Origin of the sequence: Streptomyces sp. NPDC059003 (assembly GCF_042740445.1) — a bacterium.
Taxonomy (GTDB): Bacteria; Actinomycetota; Actinomycetes; order Streptomycetales; family Streptomycetaceae; genus Streptomyces.
On sequence record NZ_JBHYJH010000300.1, the window covers coordinates 1 to 6,504 of the forward strand.

Sequence of the window (6,504 nt, forward strand, 5' to 3'; positions counted from 1 at the left end):
ACGTCCCCTGCCCCATGGTGCAGTACTACTCCGCCTCACCACATAGGACAACGTCTACGGCAGCCGAGCCGTACTACTCGCAAAAGCAGAGGCGGCACGGCATGAACGTCCAGGTCATGGCCACCCCGGATGGCACACCGCTCTGGTTCTCCAGGGCAACACCAGGACGGACCCGCGACCTCACTGCGGCCCGCGCCCACGGCATCGTGCAAGCCTGCCTCACCAGGGAAGTCCTCGTGCTTGCGGTCCGCGCCTGCCAAGGCGCCGACGCTACAGTCCGCACCCCCTACAAGCACCACCGCGAACAACCCGCCCACTACCAGCAGTACAACCGCGACCACGCCCGACTCCGAGCTCCCGGCGAACGCCCCTTCGCGCAGTTGAAGTCCTGGCGACCGCTCCGTCGGGCCAGATGCTCCACCCGCCCCATCGGCACCATCGTCCAAGCCATCCACACCCTCCTCACCTGCGCCTATTCAGGATGAAAGAGGTTCAGTAAGAGCGTGTCCTATGTGGTGGGTTGGGTGAGGCGGGGCCCTAACCCTGGAGTTTGGACACCAGAGACACCTGGATCTTGATGGTCTGGGTGGTCAGGAGTCCCGTGCAGATGGCAATGAAGCACTACCTCGCCGAGTTCAAGGCGGACGCGGTCGCGTTGTACCAGTCACGGCCGGAGGCGATGATCAAGTCGGTCGCTGAGGACCTCGGGCTCAGCACCGAGACGCTGCGCAACTGGATCTGCGCCGCGGACGGGCGACGCCCCGGCGCCCACTTGCCGACAAGGGCCGCCGCTCCGGCCGGGTCTCACAATCCCGTGGAGGCCGAGCTCGCCGCCGCGCGCAAGCGGATCCGCGAGCTGGAGGAGGAACGCGACATCCTGCGCAAGGCGGCCCGGTATTTCGCGGCCGAGACACGCTGGTGAGCCGTTTCCAGTGGGTCGCCGACCACCAGCGCCGCTACGGCGTCAAGCAGCTGTGCACCATCCTCGGCATCGCCCGGTCCAGCTTCTACTACTGGCGCAAGACCGCGCCCGCGCGGGCCGCCCGCCAAGTGGCCGACGCCAAGCTCGCTGCGCGGATACGCACCGTCCATACCTCGGACGGCACCTACGGCGTCCCGCGCATCACCGCCGAGCTCCGCGACGACGGCGAGCGCGTGAACCACAAGAAGGTCGCCCGGATCATGCGGGCCATCAGGCTCGCCGACCTGCGTCTGCGCAAGACGCACCGCACCACCGTCCCCGACCCGGCCGCCGCGAAGGCCGCCGATCTGACAGGTCGCGACTTCACCGCCGAGCGGCCGAACACCAAGTACGTCTGTGACATCACCTACTTGCCGGCGAAGGGCGCGAAGCCGCTCTACTTGGCGACTGTCATCGGCCTGCGCTCACGCCGCCTGGCGGGCTGGGCGATCGCCGACCATATGCGAGCTGAGCTCGTCATCGACGCTGGCGGCCGCCGAGCGGACCCGCTGCAGCCTCAACGGTGCCATTTTTCATAGGGATCACGGCTCGCAATATATGAGTGCCGCGTTCGCCGACGCCTGTGCCAAGGCGGGCATGGCCCAGAGCATGAGCGCCATCGGCAGCTCGGCGGACAACGCCGCCGCGGAGAGCTGGAACGCGGCCCTGAAACGGGAGACCCTCAGGGGCGTGAAGGCATGGCCCACCGCACGCCACGCAAGGCTCGCGGACTTCCGCTGGGCGAGCCACTACAACACTGTCCGCCGACACTCCCGCCTCGGTCAACGCTCACCACTCGCCTACGAAGCCCTCTTCAACGAGCCGTCAACTACACTGCCCCAAGCCGCATGCACCCGTGTCCAAGCTCCGGTGCCAGCGGCTGTTGGGTTAGGCGAGCGGGGATCGCTGGCCGGGGCGGGAGTGCCGGCGGACGGTGTTGTAGCGGTGGAGCCAGCGGAAGGTGTCGAGTTGGGCTTCGCACTCGTTCGACCAGCCCTTCCGGCCTTTCAGCGTCTCCCTTTTGAAGCTGGCGTTGAAGGATTCCGCGGCGGCGTTGTCCGTGCTGGTGCCGATCGCGCTCATGCTCTGGCGGACACCGGCGAGGCGGCAGGCGGCGGCGAAGGCCCGGCTCGTGTACTGGGCCCCGTGATCGGTGTGCATCACCGCTCCGGCGAGACTGCCCGTGGGTGCGGATCGCGGGGGCGAGGGCGTCGGTGACGAGTTCGGTGCGTATGTGGTCGGCGATCGCCCGCCCGGCCAGACGACGTGAATACAAGTCGATGACGGTCGCGAGGTAGCAGAACTTCCCGCCGCCGAGGCTCAGGTAGGTGATGTCGCCGACGTACTTCCTTCGTGTTCACCGCGGTCGCGGTGAAGTCGCGGCCGGTCAGGTCCGGTGCCTTCACCCCGGCCGGGGCGGCGATGGTGGTGCGGTGTCGGCGTCTGGGACGGGCCCCTTCGAGGCCGCGGGTCCGCGTGATCCAGGCGACGCGCTGGTGGTCGACTGCCTGGCCGTCTCTGTCGCGGAGTTCGGGGGTGATTCTCGGGGCGCCGTAGGTGCCGTCGGAGTCCTGGTGGACCTTGCGAATCCGGGCCGCCAGCCGGTCCTCGGCGGCCTGCCGGGCCGCGCGGGCCAGGGCGGTGCGGCGCCAGGTAGTAGAAGCTCGAGCGGGCAATGCCCAGGATGTCGCAGAGCCGCTTCACGCCGAAGTGGCGCTGGTGATCGTCAACGAACTGGCGGCGGTTCACCAGCGCGTCTCCGTTGCGAAATACCGGGCCGCCTTGCGGAGGATGTCGCGTTCCTCTTCCAGTTCCCGGATCCAGTTGCGCAACGTCTCGGTGTTCACTCCGAGATCGGCAACCATCGACTTGATCGTCGCTCCCGGACGCGACCGGTACAACGGGACCGCGTCCGCCTTGAACTCGGCGGGGTAGTGCTTCATCCCCACCGGGACTCCGTTCTCCTGGACCATCAAGATCCAAGTCCCTCCGGTGTCCAAACCCCGGAGTCAAGGCCCATCGAACACCGGCTGTTCTCCCGGATTGCCTGCGCATGGCGCGGCCGCCCACTGACCAGCCACGAAGTCGCCGTCCAAACGATCGGGGTGGCTCGCACCCGCACCGGACTACGGGTGCGAGCCGCCCTGGACACCCACCGCTACCCCACCGGGCAGAACCCGGCCTCCTGGCAAGTCGCCGCCCTTCCTCTGACGCGCGACGACTTCCATGGCGACTGGAACTACACCCTGCACCCGGCGACGGAACCGCAGCCGCCACCGCCGTCCCGCCGCATCGATCCAGCCGTCACTGCCTGGCTCTCGGATCCGGCGCTGACCGGCATGCCCCGCCCGGAGCTGGACTTTCTGGTCGACCAAGTCGCCAACGTCTGGCAGCGGCTGGCCGACCGTGACTTGACCCGACGCACCGGCCGTCCCCGACAGCGCCCATCGGCTTGAGAAATCGGCCAGCTCGAGTATCACCACCGCGTGCTGGCCGCGGTGCTGCAGGCCCGCCGGGTAGCCACGCCCGTACTCATCACCGAGATCCTCGACTGCCACCGCACCTACCTGAACAGGTGTGCTGGCCAAGCCGCCGAACTCCTGGCCCTCCACGACATCTGCATCGCTCCGGCCAACGGCCCCAAGGCCCGCACCCGTGCTCAGCCACAGGCCCGCATCGATGCAGCCCGGCAACGTCAAGACGGACAGTAGTTGCCGCACAGGTTCCCTGTTGGAGCTCCTTGAGTCGCTGAGCGCGTCGGACAGTGTGGAGATGGTCCGCACGGTCCTGGAGCGGATGCTGCAGGAGCTGATCGAGGCGGAGGCGTCGGCCATAGGGGTCGCCCGGCACGAGCGGACCCCGACACGGGCCAACCTGCGCAACGGGCACCGCGAGAGGCCGTTGACCAGTACCATTGGGGGCCTGGGGCTCCGCATCCCGAAACTGCGGTCAGGGTCGTTCTTCCCGTCCCTGCTCGAGCGCCGACGCCGGATCGACCGCGCACTGTTCGCAGTCATCATGGAGGCGTATGTCCACGGCGTCTCCACACGCGCCGTCGACGACCTCGTCAAGGCCCTGGGCTCCGACTCCGGTATCTCCAAGGCCACCCTATCCAAGATCTGCACGCAACTCGATGACGAGATCAAGGCGTTCAGGGACCGGCGCCTGGACCACACCGCCTTCCCCTATGTCTTACTCGATGAGACGTACTGCAAGGCCCGGGTCCAGCACCGGATCATCTCGCAGGCGGTGGTAATCGCGACCGGCGTCAGCCGCACCGGCGACCGGGAGATCATTGGCCTCGCCGTCGGCGACAGCGAGAACGAACCGTTCTGGACCCAGTTCCTGCGCTCGCTGCGCGAACCCCCGATGCGATGGTGTCCCGCCATGTGGTGTAGCCGATCAAGTAAGTGGAACACCCAGGTTGCGGCCCGGATCGCCGTTTCCAGGAGCCCAGTTGAGGCTCACGGAGCCGGACCGGCGAATACCGCCGGGCGCTCCATGATGAGACATGCCAGCCGGGTCCCGGACCGGAAGCGACAGGTCGTGATCGACCATACCGCGAGATGAGACACGACTCGGCACCGCAATTCGATGCGGCGTGGTGTGTGTTTTCAGACGGCTTCCTGCTGTGAGCCGCGACACAATACATACGCTAAGCGTGAAGATCCTTCATGTGATCCTCGCCGACAGCGTAGAACCTGTGGCCGTGAGCCGCCAGTGTGCGCGCACGCAACAAGATCAACGTCGTTGAACTCTGCATAATTTACACATAGTTGTCTGTAATGCTGGGCAACCCTTCCTGCCGATTACGGCCTCACGGCTGCCTCCTGTACGCATTACCTCGGCAGTCCGGCCCACCACCCGAACCACCTTCCCGGCACACCTACTTAGGGGCTTAGCATGTCCGGAATCACCCGCCGCCGAGCCATCGGCACTATCGCGAGCACCACCGCCGCTCTCGCCCTCGTCGGTGCAGCCCGCAGCTCCGCCGAGGCCGCCGAGCCGCTCACCCACGATCGCCCCGGCAGCGAACCCGGCTCCTTCGACGAGGTATACCTCGGCCGCCACATCCAGGGCCGCCCCTCCCGCGATGGTGAACACCACGGGGACCACGGCAGCGGCTATTCCGTCCGCATCGACGGCGACGAACTGCACATCATGCGCAACGCCGACGGCACCTGGATCAGCGTCATCAACCACTACGAGCCCCAGGCCACCCCGCATGCCCTCGCCCGCGCCGCCGTCGCCGATCTCCAGGGCGCCGCCCTCTCCCCCCTCGCCCCGTCCGCCGCCTGATCCAGGAGCACCACCGCCATGACCGTACGCAAAGACCAGGCCCAGCTCACCGCCGACGAAAAGCGGCGCTTCGTCAACGCCGTCCTTGCCCTCAAACGCGACGGCCGCTACGACTCATTCGTCAGCACCCACAACGAGTTCATCATGAACGACACCGACAACGGCGACCGCGTCGGCCACCGCTCTCCGTCCTTCCTTCCCTGGCACCGGCAGTTCCTCATACAGTTCGAGCAAGCCCTCCAGTCCGTCGACCCGTCCGTCACCCTCCCCTACTGGGACTGGACCACCGACCGCACCCCCGCCGCCTCCCTCTGGGCCCCCGACTTCCTCGGCGGCACCGGCCGCAGCCGCGACGGCCAGGTCACCGAGGGCCCCTTCGCAGCCGTCACCAACATCTGGCGCATCAACATACGTGTCGACGACCGCGACTTCCTGCGCCGCAGCCTCGGCGCGAACGGGTACCAACTGCCCACCAGGGCCGAGGTCGACTCCGTACTCGCGATGCCCACCTACGACGCCCCTCCGTGGAACAGCGCCTCCGACGGCTTCCGCAACCACCTCGAAGGCTGGCGCGGCGTCAACCTCCACAACCGCGTCCACGTCTGGGTCGGCGGCCACATGGCCACCGGCGCCTCGCCCAACGACCCCGCCTTCTGGCTCCACCACGCTTACGTCGACAAGCTGTGGACCCAGTGGCAGAACCGCCACCCCAACTCGCCCTACCTCCCTGTCTCCGGCACCCCCGACGTCGTCGACCTCCACGACACGATGCGCCCCTGGGGTGACGTGACTCCCGCAGACATGCTCGACCACAGGCGGTACTACACGTACGACACGGCCGCCTGATCCTTCGGGTCGCCAAGTGGGCCCCGCTCGCGTACACCACAAACCGTGCCGCATACCCGGCACAAACGCGAACCGGGCCCACAGCCCCTCAGCGGGGGCGGAGACGGTGGATCGGGGCGCCGCCACGCGGGACACCTCGACAACCCCGCCAACATCATCAGTGAGGTTCCCCCGGCGTGCGGGAGGTGCTGATCGGCTGGTCAGGGCGGGTTGACCGGGTTTCAGGTTCGTTCGTTCGGCCGTTGCCTGGTCGGCGTGGTGCTTCTCCTCGAACTCGATCGGGCTGAGGTAGCCGAGCCGTTTCTGGATGCGCCCGGTGTTGTAGAAGGTGTCGATGAACTTCTTTCATCCTGAATGGTCGCAGGTCAACAGCGTGTGGTTGGCTTGGATGATGGTGC

Annotated in this window: 5 protein-coding genes and 3 pseudogenes; 7 read left to right on the forward strand and 1 reads right to left on the reverse strand. The window is 67.3% G+C overall.

The features are described 5' to 3' along the window. The first annotated feature begins 14 nt into the window (after positions 1-14). Together ACFWZ5_RS43860 and ACFWZ5_RS43865 are read left to right on the forward strand one after the other, a co-directional pair. Positions 15-485: a transposase family protein gene (locus ACFWZ5_RS43860; RefSeq protein ID WP_384892686.1), complete on the forward strand. Its 471-nt coding sequence runs from the start codon at positions 15-17 to the stop codon at positions 483-485. A gap of 122 nt (positions 486-607) precedes the next feature. Next, positions 608-1,810 (forward strand): annotated as a pseudogene (locus ACFWZ5_RS43865) (IS3 family transposase); the annotation flags it as partial. Positions 1,811-1,849: 39 nt separating this feature from the next. Here the strand turns inward: ACFWZ5_RS43865 and ACFWZ5_RS43870 are convergent. Beyond that, positions 1,850-2,910: pseudogene (locus tag ACFWZ5_RS43870) on the reverse strand (IS3 family transposase). Here ACFWZ5_RS43870 and ACFWZ5_RS43875 point away from each other — a divergent pair. The 5 genes and pseudogenes from ACFWZ5_RS43875 to ACFWZ5_RS43895 all read left to right on the forward strand — a co-directional run bounded on the left by ACFWZ5_RS43875 (position 2,896) and on the right by ACFWZ5_RS43895 (position 6,106). After that, a complete protein-coding gene (locus tag ACFWZ5_RS43875) occupies positions 2,896-3,417 on the forward strand; it encodes a hypothetical protein (RefSeq protein ID WP_384892675.1) in 522 nt (173 codons plus the stop codon). The pseudogene ACFWZ5_RS43870 and the gene ACFWZ5_RS43875 overlap by 15 nt on opposite strands. A gap of 30 nt (positions 3,418-3,447) precedes the next feature. Then, positions 3,448-3,672, forward strand: a complete 225-nt coding sequence (locus ACFWZ5_RS43880) for a hypothetical protein (protein WP_384892677.1) — start codon at positions 3,448-3,450, stop codon at positions 3,670-3,672. Further along, a pseudogene (locus ACFWZ5_RS43885) lies at positions 3,641-4,321 on the forward strand (transposase); the annotation flags it as partial. The gene ACFWZ5_RS43880 and the pseudogene ACFWZ5_RS43885, both read left to right, overlap by 32 nt. A gap of 543 nt (positions 4,322-4,864) precedes the next feature. Continuing rightward, positions 4,865-5,260, forward strand: coding sequence for a tyrosinase cofactor (locus ACFWZ5_RS43890; RefSeq protein ID WP_384892680.1), 396 nt, complete (start codon positions 4,865-4,867; stop codon positions 5,258-5,260). A gap of 18 nt (positions 5,261-5,278) precedes the next feature. Next, positions 5,279-6,106 (forward strand): tyrosinase family protein, encoded by an 828-nt coding sequence (locus tag ACFWZ5_RS43895; RefSeq protein WP_384892683.1) that lies wholly within the window; start codon positions 5,279-5,281, stop codon positions 6,104-6,106. Positions 6,107-6,504 lie beyond the last annotated feature (398 nt).

Excerpts from the sequence above, each read along its gene's own strand:
- ACFWZ5_RS43860 (WP_384892686.1), top strand. The coding sequence starts at position 15 with ATGGTGCAGTACTACTCCGCCTCACCACATAGGACAACGTCTACGGCA.
- ACFWZ5_RS43890 (WP_384892680.1), top strand. The coding sequence starts at position 4,865 with ATGTCCGGAATCACCCGCCGCCGAGCCATCGGCACTATCGCGAGCACC.
- ACFWZ5_RS43895 (WP_384892683.1), top strand. The coding sequence starts at position 5,279 with ATGACCGTACGCAAAGACCAGGCCCAGCTCACCGCCGACGAAAAGCGG.